The 20,611-nt window shown below is 44.2% G+C and carries 21 protein-coding genes; 10 read left to right on the forward strand and 11 right to left on the reverse strand.

Translation table 11 applies throughout. The features are described from left to right. The first annotated feature begins 24 nt into the window (after nt 1-24). From HMPREF9007_RS07210 to HMPREF9007_RS07185, 6 genes are all read left to right on the forward strand, one after another. Nucleotides 25-675, forward strand: coding sequence for a PASTA domain-containing protein (locus tag HMPREF9007_RS07210; protein ID WP_008762647.1), 651 nt, complete (start codon nt 25-27; stop codon nt 673-675). 25 nt (nt 676-700) lie between these two features. After that, complete coding sequence (locus HMPREF9007_RS07205) at nt 701-1,774, forward strand: RluA family pseudouridine synthase (RefSeq protein ID WP_008762648.1); 1,074 nt, start codon at nt 701-703, stop codon at nt 1,772-1,774. After that, a complete protein-coding gene (locus HMPREF9007_RS07200) occupies nt 1,771-2,745 on the forward strand; it encodes a D-alanine--D-alanine ligase (protein ID WP_008762649.1) in 975 nt (324 codons plus the stop codon). The genes HMPREF9007_RS07205 and HMPREF9007_RS07200 overlap by 4 nt, the downstream gene beginning before the upstream one ends. A gap of 121 nt (nt 2,746-2,866) precedes the next feature. Next, nucleotides 2,867-4,015, forward strand: a complete 1,149-nt coding sequence (locus tag HMPREF9007_RS07195) for a hypothetical protein (protein WP_008762650.1) — start codon at nt 2,867-2,869, stop codon at nt 4,013-4,015. Continuing rightward, entirely contained in the window at nt 4,012-4,725 is a 714-nt protein-coding gene (locus HMPREF9007_RS07190; RefSeq protein WP_008762651.1) for a NigD-like protein, read from the forward strand. The genes HMPREF9007_RS07195 and HMPREF9007_RS07190 overlap by 4 nt, the downstream gene beginning before the upstream one ends. A gap of 14 nt (nt 4,726-4,739) precedes the next feature. Beyond that, on the forward strand, nt 4,740-5,132 hold the full coding sequence (locus HMPREF9007_RS07185) for a rhodanese-like domain-containing protein (RefSeq protein ID WP_008762652.1): 393 nt from the start codon (nt 4,740-4,742) through the stop codon (nt 5,130-5,132). A 268-nt stretch (nt 5,133-5,400) separates the two neighbouring features. Here HMPREF9007_RS07185 and HMPREF9007_RS07180 read toward each other — a convergent pair whose 3' ends face one another. Genes HMPREF9007_RS07180 through proB form a run of 3 tightly spaced genes read right to left on the reverse strand, consistent with a single transcriptional unit; the run spans nt 5,401 to nt 8,773 of the window. Further along, the gene (locus tag HMPREF9007_RS07180; protein ID WP_008762653.1) at nt 5,401-6,357 is read right to left on the reverse strand and encodes an acetylornithine carbamoyltransferase; all 957 of its coding nucleotides are present in this window, start codon (nt 6,355-6,357) and stop codon (nt 5,401-5,403) included. Between the two features lie 53 nt (nt 6,358-6,410). After that, a complete protein-coding gene (locus tag HMPREF9007_RS07175) occupies nt 6,411-7,664 on the reverse strand; it encodes a glutamate-5-semialdehyde dehydrogenase (protein WP_008762654.1) in 1,254 nt (417 codons plus the stop codon). Nucleotides 7,665-7,690: 26 nt separating this feature from the next. Continuing rightward, nucleotides 7,691-8,773: a glutamate 5-kinase gene (gene proB, locus HMPREF9007_RS07170; protein WP_008762655.1), complete on the reverse strand. Its 1,083-nt coding sequence runs from the start codon at nt 8,771-8,773 to the stop codon at nt 7,691-7,693. Nucleotides 8,774-8,878: 105 nt separating this feature from the next. Between proB and HMPREF9007_RS07165 the strand changes: the two genes are divergently transcribed. Further along, a complete protein-coding gene (locus HMPREF9007_RS07165) occupies nt 8,879-10,030 on the forward strand; it encodes a pyridoxal phosphate-dependent aminotransferase (protein ID WP_008762656.1) in 1,152 nt (383 codons plus the stop codon). Here the strand turns inward: HMPREF9007_RS07165 and HMPREF9007_RS07160 are convergent. The 8 genes from HMPREF9007_RS07160 to ribD all read right to left on the reverse strand — a co-directional run bounded on the left by HMPREF9007_RS07160 (nt 9,999) and on the right by ribD (nt 18,481). Further along, on the reverse strand, nt 9,999-10,232 hold the full coding sequence (locus HMPREF9007_RS07160) for a DUF2007-related protein (protein WP_008762657.1): 234 nt from the start codon (nt 10,230-10,232) through the stop codon (nt 9,999-10,001). The genes HMPREF9007_RS07165 and HMPREF9007_RS07160 overlap by 32 nt on opposite strands. Nucleotides 10,233-10,305: 73 nt before the next feature. Then, the gene (gene murI, locus HMPREF9007_RS07155) at nt 10,306-11,148 is read right to left on the reverse strand and encodes a glutamate racemase (protein ID WP_008762658.1); all 843 of its coding nucleotides are present in this window, start codon (nt 11,146-11,148) and stop codon (nt 10,306-10,308) included. A 105-nt stretch (nt 11,149-11,253) separates the two neighbouring features. Then, entirely contained in the window at nt 11,254-11,769 is a 516-nt protein-coding gene (locus HMPREF9007_RS07150; RefSeq protein ID WP_008762659.1) for an OmpH family outer membrane protein, read from the reverse strand. 55 nt (nt 11,770-11,824) lie between these two features. Continuing rightward, the gene (locus HMPREF9007_RS07145) at nt 11,825-12,340 is read right to left on the reverse strand and encodes an OmpH family outer membrane protein (RefSeq protein WP_008762660.1); all 516 of its coding nucleotides are present in this window, start codon (nt 12,338-12,340) and stop codon (nt 11,825-11,827) included. Nucleotides 12,341-12,363: 23 nt separating this feature from the next. Next, nucleotides 12,364-15,018, reverse strand: coding sequence for a POTRA domain-containing protein (locus HMPREF9007_RS07140; protein WP_008762661.1), 2,655 nt, complete (start codon nt 15,016-15,018; stop codon nt 12,364-12,366). Between the two features lie 30 nt (nt 15,019-15,048). Further along, entirely contained in the window at nt 15,049-15,783 is a 735-nt protein-coding gene (locus tag HMPREF9007_RS07135; RefSeq protein WP_008762662.1) for an isoprenyl transferase, read from the reverse strand. Between the two features lie 36 nt (nt 15,784-15,819). Next, the gene (locus tag HMPREF9007_RS07130; protein ID WP_032850581.1) at nt 15,820-17,301 is read right to left on the reverse strand and encodes a DUF6242 domain-containing protein; all 1,482 of its coding nucleotides are present in this window, start codon (nt 17,299-17,301) and stop codon (nt 15,820-15,822) included. A gap of 142 nt (nt 17,302-17,443) precedes the next feature. After that, nucleotides 17,444-18,481, reverse strand: a complete 1,038-nt coding sequence (ribD, locus tag HMPREF9007_RS07125; protein ID WP_008762664.1) for a bifunctional diaminohydroxyphosphoribosylaminopyrimidine deaminase/5-amino-6-(5-phosphoribosylamino)uracil reductase RibD — start codon at nt 18,479-18,481, stop codon at nt 17,444-17,446. Between the two features lie 53 nt (nt 18,482-18,534). Between ribD and prmC the strand changes: the two genes are divergently transcribed. The 3 genes from prmC to pyrE all read left to right on the forward strand — a co-directional run bounded on the left by prmC (nt 18,535) and on the right by pyrE (nt 20,566). After that, complete coding sequence (prmC, locus tag HMPREF9007_RS07120; protein ID WP_008762665.1) at nt 18,535-19,371, forward strand: peptide chain release factor N(5)-glutamine methyltransferase; 837 nt, start codon at nt 18,535-18,537, stop codon at nt 19,369-19,371. Further along, the gene (locus tag HMPREF9007_RS07115; protein WP_008762666.1) at nt 19,368-19,850 is read left to right on the forward strand and encodes a regulatory protein RecX; all 483 of its coding nucleotides are present in this window, start codon (nt 19,368-19,370) and stop codon (nt 19,848-19,850) included. Before prmC ends, HMPREF9007_RS07115 begins: the two co-directional genes overlap by 4 nt. 77 nt (nt 19,851-19,927) lie before the next feature. Beyond that, complete coding sequence (gene pyrE / locus HMPREF9007_RS07110) at nt 19,928-20,566, forward strand: orotate phosphoribosyltransferase (protein WP_008762667.1); 639 nt, start codon at nt 19,928-19,930, stop codon at nt 20,564-20,566. Nucleotides 20,567-20,611 lie beyond the last annotated feature (45 nt).

Here is a 20,611-nt window from a genome sequence, read left to right on the forward strand (position 1 = left end):
TGGCGCGGATTAACAGCAAAGCGTATGACAATCAAAGAATTCTTTTCTTTTAAAACAAATAAATATTTCTGGGTGAATATCCTTGTCATGATTGTGGCAGTGGTGCTGATTGTGTTCGGCGTGATGAAATGGCTGGATGTTTATACTCGTCACGGTGAGGCGGTGGTTGTGCCCGATGTAAAAGGGATGACTGTGGATGAAGCTTCAAAAATGTTCCGCAATCATGGATTGGTATGTGTCGTTTCCGATTCTAATTATGTGAAGAATATGGCAGCTGGCATTGTACTTGATGTCAACCCGGGAATCGGACAAAAAGTGAAAGAAGGCCGCACCATTTACCTGACTATCAATACACTGAGTATTCCTTTGCGTGCTGTTCCCGATGTGGCGGACAACAGTTCTCTGCGCCAGGCACAGGCGAAAGTGCTTGCTGCTGGATTCAAGCTGACCGAGATTCAGTTGATGAACGGTGAGAAGGACTGGGTGTACGGCATTAAATATCAGGGGCGCTCACTGAATGCGGGAGATAAAGTACCTTTGGGAGCTGCATTGACACTGATGGTAGGAAACGGAGAAAACGAACCGTTGGAAAGCGACTCCATGGAAAATGTTGAAGGGGCAGATGAACCTGTTTCCTCAGAATCCTCTTCAAGTCAGGATGATAGTTGGTTTTAATTGATAAATAACGAAACAGATTCACATGATCGAGGAAGAACTTCCGGATGAACTGGAGAATGATTTGGATGATATAGAACCTGTCGGTGACGAATCCCAGCTTTACGAACATTTTCGGGTGGTCGTAGACAAGGGACAGGCGATGGTCAGAGTCGACAAATATCTGTTCGAACGTATTGTCAATGCTTCGCGCAACCGTATTCAGAAGGCTGCCGAAGATGGATTCGTCATGGCTAACGGTAAGCCGGTGAAGAGCAGCTACAAGGTTAAGCCGCTCGATGTCATTACCGTCATGATGGACCGTCCTCGTTATGAGAACGAGATTATTCCCGAAAATATCCCCCTTAATATCGTTTACGAAGATCCATATGTAATGGTAGTGAACAAGCCTGCGGGACTGGTAGTACATCCGGGACACGGAAACTATCACGGTACGCTTGTCAATGCGTTGGCATGGCACATGAAAGATATTCCCGAATATGATGCCAATGACCCGCACGTCGGCCTGGTCCACCGGATTGATAAAGATACGTCCGGTCTGCTGGTGATTGCCAAGACGCCGGATGCCAAGACCAACCTCGGAATACAATTCTTTAATAAGACGACCAAACGCAGATACCGTGCCCTTGTCTGGGGAAATGTGGAACAGGATGAAGGCACGATTGTAGGCAGTATCGCCCGTAATCCGAAAGACCGGATGCAGATGGCGGTTATGTCCGACCCGTCGATGGGCAAGCACGCGGTCACTCATTATCGGGTGCTTGAACGGCTGGGATATGTCACGCTGGTAGAGTGCATACTCGAAACCGGACGTACTCATCAGATTCGTGTCCACATGAAACATATCGGGCATGTACTTTTCAATGACGAACGCTATGGCGGTCACGAAATTCTGAAAGGTACTCACTTTAGTAAATACAAACAATTTGTAAATAATTGCTTTGACACTTGTCCCCGGCAGGCTCTGCATGCCATGACATTGGGGTTCGTACATCCCGTCACAGGCGAAGAGATGTACTTTACTTCCGAACTTCCGGATGACATGACCCGGCTTATCGAGAAGTGGCGAGGCTATATAAGTAACAGAGAAATAGAATGAAACGCACAATTGCTATCGTAGCCGGAGGTGACACCTCCGAATTTCATGTATCCCTGCGTAGTGCACAGGGAATATATTCCTTCATAGATAAGGAAAAGTACACACTGTACATTGTCGAGATGCAGGGGACCCGTTGGGAAGTACAATTGCCGGATGGTGCAAAAGCACCGGTAGACCGCAATGATTTCAGCTTTATGCTGGGAACGGAAAAGATCAGGTTTGACTTTGCCTATATTACCATTCACGGTACTCCGGGCGAAGACGGCCGTCTTCAGGGATACTTTGACATGATGCACATACCATACTCTTGTTGCGGGGTGCTGGCTGCGGCGATCACCTATGACAAGTTTACCTGCAACCAATACCTGAAAGCCTTCGGAGTGCGTATTGCAGAATCGTTGCTATTGCGTCAGGGACAATCGGTTTCCGACGAAGATGTGATGGAAAAGATCGGTTTGCCTTGTTTCATCAAGCCGAGTCTGGGCGGTTCGAGCTTCGGCGTAACAAAGGTTAAGACGAAAGAACAAATACAGCCGGCCATTGTTAAGGCCTTTGAAGAAGCCCAGGAAGTGCTCGTAGAAGCATTTATGGAAGGAACGGAGCTGACCTGCGGCTGCTATAAAACCAAAGACAAGACCGTCATCTTCCCGCCTACGGAAGTGGTGACACATAATGAGTTCTTTGATTATGATGCAAAATACAATGGTCAGGTAGACGAGATAACTCCTGCACGCATCTCGGACGAACTGACGAATCGCGTGCAAATGCTGACCTCGGCCATTTATGATATATTGGGCTGTTCCGGTATCATCCGTGTGGATTATATTGTGACTGCCGGCGAAAAGATCAATCTGCTGGAAGTGAATACGACTCCGGGGATGACCACTACAAGCTTTATTCCCCAGCAAGTGCGTGCTGCCGGTCTGGATATAAAGGATGTGATGACTGATATAATAGAAAATAAATTTTAAGTAATAGGTAACAGGTAATAAGTAATAGATATTAAATATTAAATATTAAATTTGTGTGGGCATAGCGCAGCCTATTACCTATTACTTATTACCTATTACCTGCCTCTAAACTTCATAGCTTATGGATACTACAGAGTTTGATGAGATTCGTCCTTACAATGATGAGGAACTTCCTCAAATTTTTGAGGAGCTGATTGCTGATCCTGCTTTTCAGAAGGCGGCTACTGATGCGATACCGAACGTCCCCTTTGAACTTTTGGCGCAGAAAATACGCGCTTGTAAGAGCAAGCTGGATTTTCAGGAAACATTCTGTTATGGTATTTTATGGAAAATAGCGGCGGACCATACGGATGGGCTGACTCTGGATCATACGGCTGTGCCGGATAAAAGCAAGGCTTATACATATCTCTCCAATCATCGGGATATTATATTGGATTCGGGCTTCCTCTCTATTTTGCTGATTGATCAGGGAATGGATACGGTAGAGATAGCGATTGGTGACAATCTGCTGGTTTATCCGTGGATCAAGAAGCTGGTTCGTGTCAACAAATCGTTTATTGTACAACGGGCGCTGACCATGCGGCAGATGCTGGAATCTTCGGCACGGATGTCCCGTTATATGCATTATACCATTAGTGAGAAGAAGCAGTCCATCTGGATTGCCCAGCGCGAAGGGCGTGCTAAAGACTCGAACGACCGTACTCAGGATAGCGTACTGAAGATGCTGGCGATGGGTGGTGAAGGCGACTTGATCGACCGTCTGATGGAGATGAATATCGCTCCTCTTGCCATTTCATACGAATATGATCCCTGTGACTTCCTGAAAGCGCAGGAGTTTCAGTTGAAAAGAGATATAGAAGGATATAAGAAAACCACTCAGGACGATTTGATCAGTATGCAGACCGGTCTTTTCGGATATAAAGGGAAGGTTCATTTTCAGACGGCTCCCTGTATCAATGACAGGTTGGCACAGCTGGACCGTTCATTGCCGAAGCAGGAACTGTTCTCCAGCATATCTGCCTGCATCGACCAGAGGATTCATAGTAACTACCGGATCTATTCGGGTAATTACGTTGCCTATGACTTGCTGAAGGGTACATCCGAGTTTGCCGGTCATTACACCCCCGAAGAGAAACAACGATTTGTTACCTATATCGAGCAACAACTGGGCAAAATAAAGATTCCGAATAAAGACGAAGACTTTTTGCGTGGAAAATTGTTATTAATGTATGCCAATCCGTTGGTGAACTATTTAGCTGCTTGCCAATGAATAAAGTAAAGTTACATACACTCTGGCTTTTGGGTATGCTTTTCCTGATGACTGCCTGCGGGGATGATGATGATTACTATTATCCTTCTGTGAAGTTGGAATTTGTCACAGTGAAGGCTGGGGCGGATGGTCTGATACAGAGTCTGCTTCCTGACAAGGGAGAGCTGTTGACTGTTGCGAGAGACCGTACCGGATCAACCATTTCTCCGAACTCGGCTAGGCGTGTAATCAGTAACTATGAAGTAAATCCGGAGGATGCTACGGCTGTCATATACTCATTGCAGTCGGTGGTGGCACCGGAGCCAAAGGGGGCTGACGACCCGGCTTTTGAAGGCGGACTGAAGTATGATCCGGTAGACGTGACCAGCATTTGGCTGGGGCGTGACTATTTGAATATGATTCTGAACGTGAAGATCAATATCAATAGTGGCAAACAGCACGTGTTTGGTATGATAGAAGAGAGCGTCGAGGCGGAAGGGGATGAGACAGTCGTTACTTTGTCTCTGTTTCATGATGCGAATGGGGATGAGGAGAACTATAATCGTCGTGCTTACATTTCTGTTCCTCTGACGAAATATGTGGATGAAGAAAATCCTCATCAAACCATAAGGATAAAATTCAAGTATCATACCACAGATAAAAATGGTGTGGTGGTAGAATCAAGCAAGTATTGTGATCCGGGATTTGAATATGTTCCGGGCGTGAACTGATTAAGATAGTACATATGTTTAAAATGAATCAATTAGTCGTGGGATTATTTTTATTTCTCTCTTCTCTTTTCTCCTGTCAGCAGAAAGGAGACTTTAAAACGGTGAATGTAGAGGATTTCGATTCTATCATTCAGGATGAAGAAGTGCAGCGTCTGGATGTTCGTACACTGGCTGAATATTCAGAAGGACATATTGCAAAAACGATCAATATAAATGTGATGGATGACTCTTTTGCCTCGATGGCGGATTCATTGTTGCAAAAGAACAAACCGGTTGCGTTGTATTGCCGTAGCGGTAAACGGAGCAAGAAAGCTGCTGCGATCCTTAGTGAAAAAGGATATAAGGTTGTGGAGCTTGGTAAAGGATTCAATGCCTGGCAGGCGGCAGGAAAGGAGATAGAATACTAAGGTTGTTGCTGTACGGCTTTTTTCTATCTATTCTAGAATAAATGGTTGCGCTTTACATAAAATTCTGAAGGGATGCAATCGTTATCGTGCTAGTATGCAGTTAAATAGATGTTGCTATATTCTCAATGTATTCTCATGCTTATGAGAAAAAGTTCTCACCGCAATGAGAAAAAATTCTCATACCTATGAGAAAAATTTCTCAAAGGCATGAGAATCTTTTCTCATAGGTGCGAGAATAAAAGCAAGGTTTCATTCACAGATGTTCCGTTTATTCCAATCCCTCAATCAATCTCTTCAAAACCACCGTAGCCGAGATTTCACGGTTGGCAGCTTCGGGGATAACGATAGACTGGGGACTTTCGATTACATCATCCGTAACGATCATATTTCTGCGAACAGGCAGGCAGTGCATAAAGAAAGCATTGTTGGTTACTGCCATCTGTCGGTCGCTGACTGTCCATTCACGGTCTTTGCTTAATATCTGGCCGTAATTGTCGCCTGTATAGGCAGCCCAGTTCTTGGCGTATATAAAGTCTGCTCCTTCGAAAGCCTTCATCTGATCATATTCTACCTTGGCATTTCCTACGAATTGAGGCGCCAGCTCATATCCTTCCGGGTGAGTGATAACGAAATCATAGTCAGTGGCATTCATCCACTCTGCAAAGGAGTTGGGAACAGCCTGTGGCAATGGACGGGGATGTGGCGCCCAAGTCATTACGACTTTGGGACGTGCCGTCTTTTTATATTCCTCAATGGTGATTAAATCGGCAAAGCTCTGCAATGGGTGGCGGGTGGCTGCCTCCATCGAAAAGACAGGACGTCCGGAATATTGAATAAATTGATTCAGAATAGTCTCCTGATAGTCAAAATCGCGATCTTCGAAACGGGCAAAGGAACGTACTCCGATGATGTCACAATAACAACCCATCACAGGAATCGCTTCCAGCAGATGTTCCGGTTTGTCACCATCCATGATGACGCCACGTTCTGTTTCCAGTTTCCATGCACCTTGGTTGATGTCCAGCACCATTACATTCATTCCCAGATTAAGAGCTGCTTTCTGTGTGCTGAGGCGGGTACGGAGGCTGGAATTAAAGAAGATCATCATCAATGTCTTGTTTCGTCCCAACTCTACATATTTGAAGCGGTCTTTTTGAATTTCAAATGCTTCTGCAAGGGCTGATTTTAAATCGCCGATGTCCTGTACACAAGTAAATTTCTTCATTTTATCTATCATTAATCGTTATTGTCCAATTGATCATTTGTCGTTTCCTCACTTTACCATCTGGTCTGTCCGTCGCCTTCGATCACCCATTTGTAGGAAGTGATTTCCTCTAGTCCCATAGGACCGCGGGCATGCAGCTTTTGAGTACTGATGCCTATCTCGGCTCCCAGGCCGAATTGTGCACCGTCGGTGAAAGCGGTAGATACGTTAGTATATACGCATGCCGCATCTACTATCTTAGTAAACAAGGCGGCACGCTCTTTGTTTTCGGTCACGATACATTCGCTGTGCCTTGAACTGTTTTCCTGTATATGTCCCAGTGCGTCTTCAAAGCTTTTCACCGTTTTGACAGCCATCTTATAATCCAGAAACTCTGTTCCGAAGCTTTCCGGGGTGGCAGGTTGCAGCAATTCAGCCGGATAATGTCCTTCCAGTGCCTGATAAGCCTGTGTATCTGCATAGATAGTAACCTTGCTTTCTTTCAGTTGATCGCAGAGCGCAGGCAAATCTCCCAGACGTTTTTCATGAATGATGGTGCAGTCGAGCGCATTGCAGACACTGACACGGCGTGTCTTGGCATTATGGATAATATTCGCTCCTTTCCGGGTATCTCCGAACTCATCAAAATAAGTGTGACAGATACCTGCTCCTGTTTCAATGACAGGAATCCGTGCATTCTCGCGCACGAAATTTATCAGATTGCTGCTTCCTCTTGGAATAATCAGGTCTACATAGCCTGTCGCATTCAGTAATGCTGCCGTAGCCTCTCTGTCTGCCGGGAGCAGTTCTACTATATGCGGGTTGACATGAAACTTTTCAAGTACCTTGTGAATGACGCTGATGATGGCACGGTTGGAATCGTCCGCATCACTTCCACCTTTCAGGATACAGGCATTTCCGCTTTTCAGGCAAAGGGAAAAAACGTCGAAGCTGACATTAGGACGCGCTTCATAGATGATGCCTATTACTCCGAAGGGGACACTGACTTTGGTCAGCTTCATTCCATTGGGGCGGGAGGTTTCCTTTAAAATCCTTCCCAGCGGGGAGGGGAGAGTGGCTACATTACGTGTGTCGGCAGCGATGCCTTTCAGCCTTTCCTCCGTCAGTTTTAACCGGTCGTACTTCGGGTTACTCTTGTCCATCCGTGCCAGGTCCTTTTCATTTTCTGACAGGATAAAGGGTGTTTCGGCAATGGCAGCATCAGCGACCGCGTTCAGTATCTGATTGATGGTGTCGTCGCTCAGCAATGCCAATTCCCGGCTGGCAGCTTGTACAGCAGCGAAAGTTCCGTTTAAATTTGTAGTCATTTGCTCCTTTTTACGTTTTATGTTTTTTATTCGATATACAGATAGTCGTAATGTACTACAGGCTTTTTGCCATGTTTGCCCATTGCTTCCCTGGCCTGTGCGGAGTCGCAGTTCGCTTTTCCTACACCAACCTGATTGCCCTGGAAGTCCATGATGCGTACAATATCGTCTTTCTCAAATTCGCCTTCGATGTGGGTGATTCCGACCGGAAGAATGCTGGCTGCCTTCTCCGAGCTGAGTATATCCGTGGCACATTCGTTAATATGGATTTCCCCTTTGGCGAATCCTTCGCTGTGGGCAATCCATTTCTTTACACTGGATACCGCCTCGGTGGAAGGGATAAAGCGCGTGCAAACCGTATCGTCCGGTTGTTGCAACAAGTCTACGAGAATATTATCCCGTTTTCCGTTGGCGATAATGACTGTAATCCCTTCGTCGGCTACCTTGCGGGCGATATTCGTTTTTGTCAGCATACCGCCACGACCGAAGCTCGATTTGGTAGTCTGGATATAGTTGGATAAATCCTTTCCGTGCTCGATTTCACGAATGACAGCGGAGGCAGGATCGGAGGGTGAACCGTTGTAGATTCCGTCTATGTTACTCAGGATAATCAGTGCCTGCGCGTCCATCATGGAAGCGATTAGTCCGGAAAGCTCGTCATTGTCCGTGAACATAAGTTCGCTGACCGAAATCGTATCATTCTCATTGACGATGGGGATGACGCCGTTTTCGAGCATCACCGTCATGCAGTTCTTCTGATTCAGATAATGGCGGCGGGTACTGAAGTTCTCTTTGGTAGTCAGTACCTGACCTACCGCAATGCCGTGTTCACGGAAAAGCTCATAGTAGCGGTTTATTAATTTAGCTTGTCCTACAGCGGAGAATAACTGGCGCTGGTCTACACTGTCGAGCTTTTTCTGCGGGTGTATCTCGCTGCGTCCCGAAGCAACAGCTCCCGAAGAAATAAGAATGATCTCTACTCCGGATTTATTTAATTCTGCTATCTGGTCAACGAGTGCCGACATACGGGTGACGTCCAATGTACCGTCACGGCGTGCCAATACGTTACTGCCTACTTTTACTGCTATTCGTGTAAACTCCTGTTTCATCCTTACTAACGATTTGAAAGCACAAATATAGAGCTTTTTGTCGATATGTTACAAAAACAGGCTGAAAAGAATTATCTTTGCAGCCTGACAGATAAAAGAAAAACAATGAAACATACGAATCCCCAAGTAGAACAAATGACCTCCTTTATCGTGATGGATGTATTGGAGCGTGCAAATGAATTACAGAAACAAGGTGTGGACGTTATCCACCTGGAAGTCGGTGAGCCGGACTTTGACGTTCCGGCTTGTGTGGCGGAGGCTGCTAAGGCTGCCTACGACCGGCACCTCACACATTATACTCACTCTTTGGGGGATCCGGAGTTGCGTCGTGAAATAGCCGCTTTTTATCAGCGTGAATATGGAGTCACTGTCGATCCGGATTGTATTGTCGTCACTTCCGGCTCTTCTCCGTCTATCCTTCTGGTCTTGATGTTGCTTTGTAACTCGGATAGTGAAGTGATTCTCTCCAATCCGGGGTATGCGTGTTATCGTAACTTCGTGTTGGCTGCCCAGGCAAAACCTGTGCTGGTGCCTCTGTCCGAAGAGAATGGTTTGCAATATGATATAGAAGCGATCCGTAAGTGTGTCACTCCGCATACGGCAGGTATTTTTATTAATTCGCCGATGAATCCGACGGGTATGTTGCTGGATGAGAGTTTCCTGAAAAGTGTGGCATCTTTAGGTGTTCCTATTATTTCGGATGAGATTTATCACGGACTTGTATACGAAGGACGTGCGCATAGTATTCTGGAATATACGGATAAGGCTTTTGTCCTGAACGGATTTTCCAAACGATTTGCGATGACAGGGTTGCGTTTAGGTTATCTGATAGCACCGAAATCCTGTATGCGTTCTTTGCAGAAGTTGCAGCAGAATCTGTTTATCTGTGCATCCAGCATCGCCCAGCAAGCGGGGATTGCCGCATTACGGCAGGCTGACTCGGATGTGGAACGGATGAAGCAGATCTATGATGAACGCCGCCGGTATATGATCAGTCGTCTTCGGGAAATGGGATTCGAGATCAAAGTTGAGCCTCAGGGTGCCTTTTATATTTTCGCTGATGCACGTAAGTTCACTACCGACTCTTATCGCTTTGCATTCGATGTTCTCGAAAATGCGCATGTCGGCATCACTCCCGGTATAGACTTTGGAACGGGAGGCGAAGGATATGTCCGTTTCTCCTATGCGAATTCGCTGGAGAGTATCCGGGAAGGACTGGACCGTATCAGTCAGTATCTTTCTCGTTGCGGCTTCTGATCAGTTCAGTAGCGGCTTCGTACTGGTCTTCAGTGACCAGAACAGATACAGATGGAGCAATATAGGGGGCTAATGTCCCCATGATACCATCTTTAATGACGCAGCGGATGTTATTACTTTCCAACAATCCCTTGATAATTTCTGCTTCCCATGGAGAACCGGAGAATACTTCTATGGCCCTACTATAATCTTCTTCTTTCATAATCTTATGCTATTTGAGGTTATGTATACAAATATAACAAAAAAGAAGGAAAGATTGATCTGCTTTCCCATATTTATTCGAGAGAAATTCTTTTTACGTCGATTTGCTGGTTCAGGAAGGAAGAGGCCGATTCGACAAACTTCTCTTCCGCCTCTGTGGTGTAAAACAGACAGCTGCCGTTTTTGGTGCATTTGGCATTCATTTCCGGGTGTCTGCTCAGGTAGTCCTTCAGACTTTCGGCTACATATTCTCCTTGTGCGACAATGCGGATATGCTTCGGAGTGTATTCTTGTATCTTAGGGAGCAAGATAGGATAATGCGTACAGCCCAGAATCATCGTGTCAATTTCAGGATCTTTGGATAGCAACTGGTCAATGTATTTCCGGATGAAATAATCGGCCCCTTCGTTCTGTGATTCATTATTTTCCACTAGCGGTACCCACATGGGGCATGCTATTCCGCTCACTTGAATATCCGGGAATAGCTTATGTATCTCTAATGGATACGATTCGGACTTGATGGTACCTGCTGTTGCCAGTACTCCGATATGACGGCTTTGAGTAATGTCGCCTATACACTCAACGGTAGGGCGGATAACTCCGAGTACACGGCGTTCAGGGTCAATGCCGGGCAAGTCATTCATTTGTATGCTGCGCAATGCTTTGGCAGAGGCTGTATTGCAGGCCAAGATAACGAGATGACATCCCATTTCAAACAATTTATTGACTGCCTGCAAAGTGAATTCGTATACGATTTCAAAAGAACGTGTGCCGTAAGGAGTGCGTGCATTGTCTCCCAGATAGATATAATCATATTCCGGCAGCGCCTCTCTTATCTTGTTGAGGATAGTCAGCCCACCGTATCCGGAATCGAAAACTCCGATTGGCCCGGGTGTATGAGATAGATGTTGCTTCATGACGAGTGCGATTTTATATACGCAAAGTTACATGAAAAAGGGAAAGAGAAAGAAGTATGATCTTCTTTTCTCTTTCCCTTTCGGTATTTTATAGCTTATAGCTTCTTATTTGATGCCAAGCTGTGTCTTTACCTTAGGAGTCAGATTAATACTTTGTGACTCATTAACGTAAGCAACCGGTGTTCTTGCAAGGTCGAAGATGTAGATTACGCCTTCGGCAGCACCTACCGCTTTAATTGCGTCGTCCAACTTTTTGTAGATAGGAGCCATTGCATCAGCCTGAGCCTTTTGCATCTGCTGTTGAGCTTCCTGCTGGAACTGCTCTTGTCTTTGCATCATATCCTGCAGTTCTTTTTGTCTTCTCTCAGCGATGTTAGCAGGAAGAGAGTCCTTAGCGATAGCTTGCTGGAATTCCTGATATTTCTTGTTGAATTCTTCCTGAGTTCTTTGTAATTCGCTGGTCAGTTGTTTGTCTAGTGCTTCAATATCAGATTGTGCCTTAGCAAATTCAGGCATTGCTGAAACGATTTCCTGGGCATTAATATGACCGAATTTCAGATTTTGTGCAAATACACCCATTGGGAGTGCAAGCATCAATACAAGTGCAATTTTTTTTAGCATAGTTCTATAATTTATTTGAATGATTTTTAGTTATTTTCGATGCAAATGTATGAAATTAATTTGAATATCCTAATTTTCTCAGCACTTCATCACTAATATCAATACGTGGATTGCCAAAAATGATGCCTGCAGCAGAGGCTCTGTCAAGTACAAGGTCGTATCCGTGTAGTTGCGACAGTTCCTTTACGGCACCATATATTTCATCCTGAATAGGATTAATCAGCTTCTCCTGCATCTTAGCCAATTCGCCTTCCGGACCGAAGTATTTGCGCTTCAGTTCGGCAGCGGATTTCTCTTTCGCTACAATTTCATCTTCCTTCTTAGTCTTCTGAGCCGCAGAGAGAGTAGAGGACTGAGCTTGATAGTCCTGGAACATCTTCTGTGCTTCCTTGGCAATTACCTCCACTTCGCTTTGATATTTCTTCGTAGCTTCCTGCAATTGCTCATTAGCGCTTTGATATGCCGGAATATTTTTCAGAATATATTCCGTATCGATCAATGCAAATTTTTGTGCACTAGCTGCCATACTGATGGCAAACAGTAACATAATGGATAGAACAGACTTTCTCATGACGTTTAGTTTTTAGTTTTATATTAGAATTCTTGTCCTAAGATAAAGTGGAACTGGCTGCCGCCGTATTCCTTACTACCATTTATCTTATCGAACCCGTATCCCCAGTCAATCCCCATCATACCAATCATCGGCAAGAAGATACGAACACCGACACCGGCAGAACGTTTCAAATCAAACGGATTGAATTTTGAGATATCATGCCATGCGTTACCAGCCTCCAAGAAACCTAACACATAAATGTTGGTACTTGTTTCCAGCATCAACGGATATCTTAATTCGATACCGAGGCGTGCATAAGCATATCCTTCTTTTCCGTATGGTGTCAGTGAACTGTTTTCGTAACCACGCAAAGCAATACTTTCTGTAGCGTAGCTGGAGTAACCAGTCATACCGTCACCACCTACGTCGAATGTACCGAACGGTGATTTCTTATATTTGTTGTAATGACCTAACAAACCGAATTCCGTACGTGTCATCAATACTAGACACTTAGGATGTGCTATATAGTCCATCAACGGAGTATATGTTTTGGCTTTAAATTTCCATTTGTGGTACTCAACCCATCTATGAAGTTTGTTCATGTTGTCTTGAGTAATGCGTTCATTGTCCGCATCATAGAAATAGCCTTTATAGTCTTTACCATCAAACAATGAGTACGGCGGTGTGAACTGCACTGACAGCGAGAAGTCCGAACCTGTACGCGGGAAAATCGGGTTGTCAATAGAGTTACGGGCCAGAGTCAATGAAATGCTGAGGTCATTACATTTACCGTTGGTTACCGGGAAGTACTGCCAGTCTTTCAGATTGTAGCGTTGGTAAGCTAGCTCTGCAGACAAAGTAAAGTAGTCATCCGGCCATTTCAGACGCTTACCCCAACCTAGAGAAAGTCCCCACATCTTGATAGATTTATCGGGGTCATAGTAGTTCTCATAGTTGTTGTAATTGCCATAGTTGTACATACCATAGCCACCATAACCGCTATACATACTATTATAATAGTTGTTGAAATAGCTTGAGTTGTAGTAACGGCTGCTGATGTCAGTCTGAACTGAGAAGAAAGCCGATACGGAAAGTGAGTTCGGTCGTTTACCTCCAAACCAAGGATCGAAGAATGAGATACTATATGACTGATAGTATTTAGCATTCGTCTGACCGCTGATGGTCAATGTCTGTCCGTCACCTTGCGGCAGGATACCACGGTAGTTTTCACCCGGACGCAGCAAGTTGGCAACAGAGAAGTTGGTAAATTTCAGGCTCAGTTTACCGATGATACCTGTTTGTCCCCAACCGGCAGAGAACTCTACCTGGTCATTGGCTTTAGATGTCAAAGGAAGACCTATATCAACCGTTCCGTTTACAGGGTCCGGCTGAATATCCGGCTGCAGTTTTTCAGGGTCAAAGTGTCCCATCTGCTGGATTTCACGTAATGAACGCATCAGGTCATCCTTGCTGAACAACTGTCCCGGACGAATACGAAGCTCACGACGAACTACGTTTTCATACAGACGGTCGTTACCGCTGATGTTGATCTTATTAATCGTAGCCTGACGGCCTTCATAGATTCTCATTTCGAGGTCGATGGAGTCACCGACGATATTTACTTCTACCGGATCAAGATTGTAGAACAAATAACCGTTATTATAATATAAGTTACCGATTGCGTCGTCATCTGTAGAGGTTCGTTCTCCCAGCAACTTCTGGTTATAAACATCACCCTTCTTCATGCGGAGCAGGAAGTTCAGCTGTTCCGAAGGATACAGTGTGTTACCTACCCATGTTACATTACGAAGGTAATATTTCTGACCTTCGTCTATATCCATATATACATCTACCGTCTTTTCGTCGTATTGTGCTACACTGTCCTTTACGATCATTGCATCACGATATCCCAGCTCGTTATACTTATCTATGATCAGCTGCTTATCTGCTTCAAAGTTTTCCGGAACAAATTTCTTGGTGCGGAACAGATTCAGAAGTTTGCCTTTTTCATTGGTCTTCTTCATCACTTTCTTCAGCTTGGATGTTTTGATAGCCGAGTTTCCGGTGATATGGATAGCGTGCACTTTAATCTTTTCCTTCTTGTCGATATCAATGTCAACAATCACCTGATTTTCGTTAGATGGATCGTCCTTTTGCGCGATAATCACTTCCGCATTCTTAAAGCCTTTATCATCAAAATAACGTTTGATCAATGTCTTTGCACGGTCAACGGTATTCGGAGTGATCTGCATACCTTTTACCATACCCAGCTTGTTTTCAAGGTCTGTACGTTCCGACTTTTTCACGCCATGATAGCGCACATCCGCAATACGGGGACGCTGTGTCAGACTGATTTTTAACCAAATCTTGTTGCCTTCTATCTTTTCGGCAGTAATCTGTACGTTAGAGAACAAACCATGTTTCCAGTAGCGCTTGATTGCTCCGGTAATCTCATCACCCGGCACGGTAATCGTCTGTCCAACGGACAGTCCGGATAATCCGATTAACACATAGTCTTCATAATTCTTCACGCCTTCAACCTTGATGTCTGCTATCTCATACTTTTTAGGCGTTCCTGAGTATAAGATGACTGGCTTAGAGTCTTCGTCAGTGTTGGTATTCTGCGTAAAGCCCGTGGCTGCAAAGCAGAACAGGCAGATAAACGTTACGAATATAAAGGAAATACGATAATGCATTTATGTTATAATTTGATGTTTCGAATTATGTTAGCTGATTTGTTCACTCGTTTTGCCGAACCGGCGCTCTCTTTGCTGATACTCATAAATGGCTTTGCAGAATTCTTCTTTATCGAAGTCCGGCCAGAATGTATCACAAAAATAAAGCTCCGAATAAGCACATTGCCATAGCAGGTAGTTACTTAGTCGGATTTCTCCTCCCGTGCGAATCAGTAAATCCGGGTCGGGCATAAAGTTTGTGGTCAGATGAGCAGTTATGTATTCATCTGTTATTTGTTCAGGAGATATTTCTCCCGTTTTCGCAAGCGTTGCAATCTGTCGGACTGCTTCAGTCATTTCCCAGCGGGAAGAGTAGCTGAGTGCCAGTACCAGACAGGTTCCTGTATTATTAGCTGTGTGTTCTATACATCTTGACAGACCTTCCTGCACTTCAGCAGGTAATTTCTTTATATCGCCAATAATGCGGAAACGAATATTGTTCTTCATCAGCGTTTCTTCTTCGATAGAATCCAGCAATAGATTCATCAAAGCTGTTACTTCTTCCTGCGGACGATTCCAGTTCTCAGTGGAGAAGGTATATAAAGTCAGATATTTGACCCCCAGACGTGCAGCATCCTCGATAATTTTATGTACCGTTTCTGCGCCTGCCTGGTGACCGTAAGTTCGTTCTTTTCCCCGCTGTTTAGCCCATCTCCCATTCCCATCCATAATGATGGCTATGTGCTGGGGAATCCGATTTTTGTCTATTTTCTCTATATAGGACATGTTTTGATTATAAGGTTCGTATTTAACTACTTCTTATTATTGTATTAGGAATCCGAGTTTATTAACTCTACCACGCCAGATTTTGTCAATACCTTGACCGCCTACCATCCATATATAATGGTTTCTGTCAACTACCATCGTGTAGTTTGCTTCTTTTCCCTTGAAGCTGGATTCGTGAAGAGAAGGATGTTGTGTTATTCCTCCTTCAAGTTTCACCGGAGGAAGAATTCCGGGAAGCATGAACATTCTGTCTACCCCTTTCCATACAAGTAATGTCGGGGAGGTATAGAATTTCTGGAATCCCTTAGCATCATCTTTTGTCTCTTTTCCGCAAATGTAGAATGCGTCATTATAATGTATAATAGACGGGTCTACTAATTTCGGACAGTTATTATTTGATGGAATCTCCATTGGAATCCAGGCTTTACCATCTTCTGAAGCCCAAACGACTGTAGCTGTGTCATTGTCTAAACCGTCTTTAGTATTACCCACAACGATTGCATTCAACGTTCCGCTTTCAGTTGCATATACATCGGCTGACAGATTGTTTATCGGGAACTCAGCAGGGACAGCTGTTAATTTGTCTATATCTTTCTCCCATGTTGCATCTTTCTCTGCAAAACTGAAATATTTCTCTCCATTAATCTCTACTATACCTGCTATTCCATTTATCTTTTTATGGTTACTGCCATCACTGTCAGAAAAGCTGGTTATCAGATTAGTAACGGAAACACCATCGGAATTGAGTACTTCATCTTTTGTCCAAGTCAAACCGTCATTGGAATTATATACTTCCTTATTCTCAGCAAGTAAATATAACTTGTCAACGAATCGGATAATGGATGTAATATCAGCACCAACAGGAAGTTTTCCAGTAGTTTCTTTATCCCATTTTTGACCATAGTTTAAACGATCAGTAGGAGAGCCTGCCGGTATTGCTGTACTGTAAATTTCATTGTTTTGAGCGAATAATAATATCTTGTCCCCAAGCGTTACTACCTTTTGTTTTTCAGCAGTGTTGCTCACGGGATTGTTCGCTATAGGGTCTTTTCCCCAACTGAGTGAATCGGGAACCATCGTATGCATCCGTATATTAACTTTGTACTCATTCTGAACCTCCATATTCGGTGCCCATACCTTCAGTACCAGAAAGTTGTTTTTCTCGGTTGCATTTACATACTTAGTCAGGTCAATAGAGTCGTTAATATTAACGATTGAATCCTGATCGTTCTGATCTTTCATCGTCACGATACCGGATGCTGTTGTCAGCGTCTTGATCAGAATACTATTAATGATCGTGTCAGCATTGACAGGCAGTGAATCCACATTATATATTAAACGACTAACTTGGTCAATTGTGAATTTATAGTTTACCCCATAACCTATAGTGTCAAGTTCAAATGCGCGTATAGTCGCATCCGGACTATAATTGACTTCGTTATCATTGTCAAGGCAAGACGTAATAACGAATGACACCATGAAAAAACTCGCAATGATTGATAAAAACTTTATTCTCATTTGAAAGATTGTGTTTATTTACAAGTTGCAAAAATAGGAACATTTTTTCCGATATAGAACATTAAGGGGAAGTTTTATATAAAATTATAGATAATAACGCTGTTTTTATCGACGTAGAACCCCTTGAATAGAACTATTTTAGCTATTTCTCGAAAACATAATGCCAAATCTGTCTGTCGAAGTGTTTTTCAGTCGAATAACTAAAATTATCGCTTATTTCAGGTGCTTTAACACCGGAATTCAGCTTGCACGGACATTTCTCAATATATACTTCATCCCATAGTTCGGCATCAATAAATGATTGGAGCAGCTGACTTCCTCCCTCTACCAGTAAGGACTGTATTTTTTGTTGATATAGCACTTTCATGATCTGTGGCAGAATATCCTGTGTGAATTCAATCGTGCGGTATGTGACGTTCTTCTTGTCCGGATGTTTTTCTGCTGTAAATACGATGGTGGGTACTTCTCCGTCAAACAGACGCAGGCTGTGGGGAAGAGACAATGCACGGTCCAAAACGATGCGTACCGGATTCCGGCCGTACCAGTTGCGGACTGTCAGCGACGGATTGTCCAACAATGCTGTCCGCCTGCCTACCATGATTGCATCAGTTTCCGCTCTCTTTTTATGTACAAGCATGGAAGTAAGAGGGGAGGACAGTACTACGGGATTGCCGTCTGTTCGTTCTACATCAATGAAATGATCAGCCGATTCTGCCCATTTTAGTGTGATAAAGGGGCGGTGCAGCGTATTGAAAGTAATGAAGCGCCGGATCAGATACCTGCATTCTTTCTCCAGTACGCCTATTGTCACTTCTCTTCCGGCGTCTCGCAACTTCTGAATTCCTCGTCCGGCGACCTGTGAGAACGGGTCTTGACAGCCAATTACAATACGGGGAATCTGCTTCTCGATAATCAAGTCGGCACAAGGAGGCGTCTTTCCGTAGTGTGAGCAAGGTTCCAGGCTGACATAAATGGTGGAACGGCTCAATAAAGACTTGTCTTTGACGGAACGAATCGCGTTTACTTCGGCATGCGCCTCTCCGCAGCGGATGTGATATCCTTCGCCGATAATAAGTCCGTCACATACGATAACAGCCCCTACCATCGGGTTTGGAGCGACATTGCACAGTCCGTTTTTTGCCAGTTCAATGCAACGTCTCATGTATTTTTCTTCTTCCATTTTGGTGCTCTTCGCTATATTATTCTTACTTTTGCACTCCGAAATCGTAAAATATGAACCGCATCACTGCTTACATTCGTCAGTCACTACAGGATATTTATCCGCCGGAAGAGGTCAAAGCTCTTTCGATGTTGATCTGTTGCGACATGTTGGGGGTGGATGCGCTTGATATTTACATGGGCAAAGATATAATTTTATCTGCATGCAAACAGCGTGAATTAGAAAACATTATATTCCGTTTGCAGAAAAATGAGCCAATACAGTACATTCGGGGATATGCTGAGTTCTGTGGGAGGAACTTTCGGGTAGCTCCCGGCGTGCTGATCCCTCGTCCGGAGACTGCCGAACTGGTGGACCTGATTGTAAAGGAGAATCCGGATGCCCGTCGCCTATTAGATATAGGTACAGGAAGCGGATGTATCGCCATCTCTCTGGATAAAAAACTGCCGGATGCGAAAGTGGATGCTTGGGATATTTCGGAAGAAGCGTTGGCTATTGCCCGTAAAAATAATGAAGAGTTGGATGCTCAGGTCACCTTCTGTCGACAGGATGTTTTTTCTGCTGACGGAATACAGGGGACATCTTACGATATAATTGTCAGCAATCCGCCCTATGTGACGGAAACTGAAAAAACAGAGATGGAAGCCAATGTGCTTGACTGGGAGCCGGAACTTGCCCTGTTTGTTCCTGATGAAGACCCTCTGCGTTTCTATCGCCGGATTGCGGAACTGGGACGAGAACTACTTCGTCCGGGTGGCAAACTCTATTTTGAAATCAATCAGGCATACGGACAAGACATGATACGCATGATAGAAATGAACCAATATCGGGACGTTCGTGTTATAAAAGACATATTTGGAAAAGATAGAATACTTACAGCTAACCGATGAGTGCACAATTAACAGATGAAGAGGCGTTGAATCGTGTTGCCTCTTATTGCTCCGCTGCAGAACATTGCCGGGCAGAAGTAAATGAGAAATTACAGCGTTGGGGTATAGCCTATGAGACCATAGCGCGTATCCTTGAACGGCTGGAAACCGAAAAGTATATTGATGACGAGCGCTATTGCCGTGCTTTTGTGAACGATAAGTTTCGTTTTGCCAAATGGGGTAAAATGAAAATAGCACAGGGACTCTACATGAAGAAGATTCCTTCCGATGTGGCATGGCGTCATCTGAACGAAATTGATGAAGAGGAATATCTCTCCATCCTGCGTGACTTGCTGGCTTCCAAACGGAAAAGCATTCATGCGAAAGATGATTATGAACTGAACGGAAAGCTGATGCGATTTGCGGTGAGCCGTGGTTTTGAACTCAAAGATATACGTCGTTGTATCGAAATTCCGGAGGAAGAGGAACAATTCAGTTAAAAAATAAACGGATTCTTCTTTCTATTCTCGTTCAATTTCTGTACTTTTGCGGCAAATAATTAATAGTTAGTTTAGTTATGAAAAACTTAGAGAGACTATTTGCGGAGAAACTTTTGAAGATTAAGGCTATTAAACTTCAACCCGCTAACCCTTTTACATGGGCTTCTGGATGGAAATCCCCCTTTTACTGTGACAACCGTAAAACTCTGTCCTATCCTTCTCTTCGTAATTTTGTGAAGATTGAGATTACACGTCTGATATTGGAACGATTCGGACAGGTGGATGCGATTGCAGGTGTGGCTACAGGTGCTATCCCTCAGGGAGCATTAGTGGCTGACGCGTTGAATCTGCCGTTCGTGTATGTTCGTTCTACCCCGAAAGACCACGGATTGGAAAACCTGATTGAAGGAGAACTTCGTCCGGGTATGAAAGTCGTAGTGGTTGAAGATTTGATTTCTACAGGTGGTAGTAGTTTGAAGGCTGTGGAAGCAATTCGTCGCGATGGTTGTGAAGTGATCGGTATGGTAGCTGCCTATACGTATGGCTTTCCCGTTGCCGAGGAAGCATTCAAGAATGCTAAAGTACCTTTGGTGACGTTGACCAATTACGAAGCAGTACTTGATGTAGCACTTCGTACCGGTTATATCGAAGAAGAAGATATTGCGACATTGAACGATTGGCGTAAAGACCCGGCTCATTGGGATGCAGGGAAATAATATTGTATTATTTGATCGGAAATTTTAGTAAGAAAGAACCATTCG

Origin of the sequence: Bacteroides sp. 1_1_14 (assembly GCF_000162515.1) — a bacterium.
Classification (GTDB): Bacteria; Bacteroidota; Bacteroidia; order Bacteroidales; family Bacteroidaceae; genus Bacteroides; species Bacteroides thetaiotaomicron.

What these genes read in the sequence shown, in the direction of transcription:
- HMPREF9007_RS07210 (WP_008762647.1), top strand. Translation starts at nt 25, where the DNA reads ATGACAATCAAAGAATTCTTTTCTTTTAAAACAAATAAATATTTCTGG.
- HMPREF9007_RS07205 (WP_008762648.1), top strand. Translation starts at nt 701, where the DNA reads ATGATCGAGGAAGAACTTCCGGATGAACTGGAGAATGATTTGGATGAT.
- HMPREF9007_RS07200 (WP_008762649.1), top strand. Translation starts at nt 1,771, where the DNA reads ATGAAACGCACAATTGCTATCGTAGCCGGAGGTGACACCTCCGAATTT.
- HMPREF9007_RS07195 (WP_008762650.1), top strand. Translation starts at nt 2,867, where the DNA reads ATGGATACTACAGAGTTTGATGAGATTCGTCCTTACAATGATGAGGAA.
- HMPREF9007_RS07190 (WP_008762651.1), top strand. Translation starts at nt 4,012, where the DNA reads ATGAATAAAGTAAAGTTACATACACTCTGGCTTTTGGGTATGCTTTTC.
- HMPREF9007_RS07185 (WP_008762652.1), top strand. Translation starts at nt 4,740, where the DNA reads ATGTTTAAAATGAATCAATTAGTCGTGGGATTATTTTTATTTCTCTCT.
- HMPREF9007_RS07180 (WP_008762653.1), bottom strand. Translation starts at nt 6,357, where the DNA reads ATGAAGAAATTTACTTGTGTACAGGACATCGGCGATTTAAAATCAGCC.
- HMPREF9007_RS07175 (WP_008762654.1), bottom strand. Translation starts at nt 7,664, where the DNA reads ATGACTACAAATTTAAACGGAACTTTCGCTGCTGTACAAGCTGCCAGC.
- proB (WP_008762655.1), bottom strand. Translation starts at nt 8,773, where the DNA reads ATGAAACAGGAGTTTACACGAATAGCAGTAAAAGTAGGCAGTAACGTA.
- HMPREF9007_RS07165 (WP_008762656.1), top strand. Translation starts at nt 8,879, where the DNA reads ATGAAACATACGAATCCCCAAGTAGAACAAATGACCTCCTTTATCGTG.
- HMPREF9007_RS07160 (WP_008762657.1), bottom strand. Translation starts at nt 10,232, where the DNA reads ATGAAAGAAGAAGATTATAGTAGGGCCATAGAAGTATTCTCCGGTTCT.
- murI (WP_008762658.1), bottom strand. Translation starts at nt 11,148, where the DNA reads ATGAAGCAACATCTATCTCATACACCCGGGCCAATCGGAGTTTTCGAT.
- HMPREF9007_RS07150 (WP_008762659.1), bottom strand. Translation starts at nt 11,769, where the DNA reads ATGCTAAAAAAAATTGCACTTGTATTGATGCTTGCACTCCCAATGGGT.
- HMPREF9007_RS07145 (WP_008762660.1), bottom strand. Translation starts at nt 12,340, where the DNA reads ATGAGAAAGTCTGTTCTATCCATTATGTTACTGTTTGCCATCAGTATG.
- HMPREF9007_RS07140 (WP_008762661.1), bottom strand. Translation starts at nt 15,018, where the DNA reads ATGCATTATCGTATTTCCTTTATATTCGTAACGTTTATCTGCCTGTTC.
- HMPREF9007_RS07135 (WP_008762662.1), bottom strand. Translation starts at nt 15,783, where the DNA reads ATGTCCTATATAGAGAAAATAGACAAAAATCGGATTCCCCAGCACATA.
- HMPREF9007_RS07130 (WP_032850581.1), bottom strand. Translation starts at nt 17,301, where the DNA reads ATGAGAATAAAGTTTTTATCAATCATTGCGAGTTTTTTCATGGTGTCA.
- ribD (WP_008762664.1), bottom strand. Translation starts at nt 18,481, where the DNA reads ATGGAAGAAGAAAAATACATGAGACGTTGCATTGAACTGGCAAAAAAC.
- prmC (WP_008762665.1), top strand. Translation starts at nt 18,535, where the DNA reads ATGAACCGCATCACTGCTTACATTCGTCAGTCACTACAGGATATTTAT.
- HMPREF9007_RS07115 (WP_008762666.1), top strand. Translation starts at nt 19,368, where the DNA reads ATGAGTGCACAATTAACAGATGAAGAGGCGTTGAATCGTGTTGCCTCT.
- pyrE (WP_008762667.1), top strand. Translation starts at nt 19,928, where the DNA reads ATGAAAAACTTAGAGAGACTATTTGCGGAGAAACTTTTGAAGATTAAG.